Source organism: Atopococcus tabaci DSM 17538 (assembly GCF_000429585.1).
In the GTDB taxonomy this organism is placed as follows: Bacteria; Bacillota; Bacilli; order Lactobacillales; family Carnobacteriaceae_A; genus Atopococcus; species Atopococcus tabaci.
In genome coordinates this window covers 1-1,207 of the sequence record NZ_AUCD01000137.1, presented here as the reverse complement: position 1 = coordinate 1,207, position 1,207 = coordinate 1, and the positions used below count along the sequence as shown (strand labels likewise).

The following is a 1,207-nucleotide window of genomic DNA, read 5'->3' as shown; positions in this document are numbered from 1 at the left end:
AAGCCATATCGACAAAAATATTTTAGAGCCTGTTATGCGAGAGTTACCGCAGTTTTTTAAGGGTTTGAAAGTTAAAAAAGTCAAAGCCAATACTCGTGGCAACCCTGTAAAAAGCTATATTTTCACTTGGAAACCTGAAAAATCTGAAAAGTGGGTTGACGGAAAATACGAGAAAGAGAAAGGCGGAAAAGCGAAGAAGAAGGTTACTAGGAAAGAAACCCTGCCGGACTGGGCAAAAGAGGGGTACAAACCTCCAGAAGATAAACCTCTTTCTATGGAGCAAGAATTTGAAATGAGAGTGAAATTATACAATCTGCGAGGGGAAAACAAAGAATGGTCAAAAGATATGATCAGCAATTTTAATAAAAAGCATGGAGAAAATATGTTTGAGAAGTTATTAGCTGAAAGCGAGGAGCCCGTCAATGAAAATTAAATACGGTTCATTTGATGAAAAAAAGGGGACAGTCGTTGCGTGGCATGAAGATACAACTAAAAAGGGTAATTATGTGTTGACCGTTCGTACTCCAATGGGAAGGATTATTTCAGCAATTGAAAAAGAATTATCTTCCGAACAAGTGCAAGAGTTGAAAGAAAATGTTCCGAAAGATGGAACCCAGATACAGTTCCCCAGTATTCAGTAATTCGAATTACCATTCCTATCGCCCTCTCATGTTTTTATTAGATGCGCATCTATCTAATAAAGAGAGGAAAGAGGAAAAAAAACAACTCTATATAAGATTTATTTCTTAATACCTAAAAAGATTCCAGCTCTTGATCTGCTATAACACGAACCAAATAATTATACTCGTCCTCAGACAATTCATAATAGGCATCACCAATCATTAAATCATTTTCACCATAAATGACAGAAACTGCTCGTGTTCCCGCGTAGGATTCTCTGTCTAAATATAAGTCCATTTCATAATTAGTTGTAGGTAACGATTTGTTTCCTTCTTTTAATTCCATATCAAGAGCTAACTGGAATCCGTTTGAGTTTAGTAGTTGGTTAATTTCTTCTTCACTATCTAAAATAGCTCTTTTCCTATTCCCTGCTGACCCTCTATTATCAGTAAACACAATTCTTGCAATTATTTCTTCCTCACCGATCCACTCAAATAAAGCTTCCTCAAATGTCGTATGCTTACTGCGTTCATTAATCAAGAAAATAGATACAATCAGCAAAATGATAGCCAAACTAATTAATATT

The 1,207-nt window shown here is 35.7% G+C and carries 2 protein-coding genes and 1 pseudogene; 2 read left to right on the top strand and 1 reads right to left on the bottom strand.

From position 1 onward, the window contains the following. Positions 1 to 433 (top strand): annotated as a pseudogene (locus G470_RS14605) (hypothetical protein); the annotation flags it as partial. Next, positions 423 to 641 (top strand): hypothetical protein, encoded by a 219-nt coding sequence (locus tag G470_RS0111735; protein WP_028274951.1) that lies wholly within the window; start codon positions 423 to 425, stop codon positions 639 to 641. The pseudogene G470_RS14605 and the gene G470_RS0111735, both read left to right, overlap by 11 nt. A 112-nt stretch (positions 642 to 753) precedes the next feature. Here G470_RS0111735 and G470_RS14600 read toward each other — a convergent pair. Further along, the coding region (locus G470_RS14600; RefSeq protein WP_035445685.1) for a hypothetical protein at positions 754 to 1,207 on the bottom strand (454 nt) is incomplete at its 5' end.

Coding starts and splice junctions, on each gene's coding strand:
- G470_RS0111735 (WP_028274951.1), top strand. CDS start 423: ATGAAAATTAAATACGGTTCATTTGATGAAAAAAAGGGGACAGTCGTT.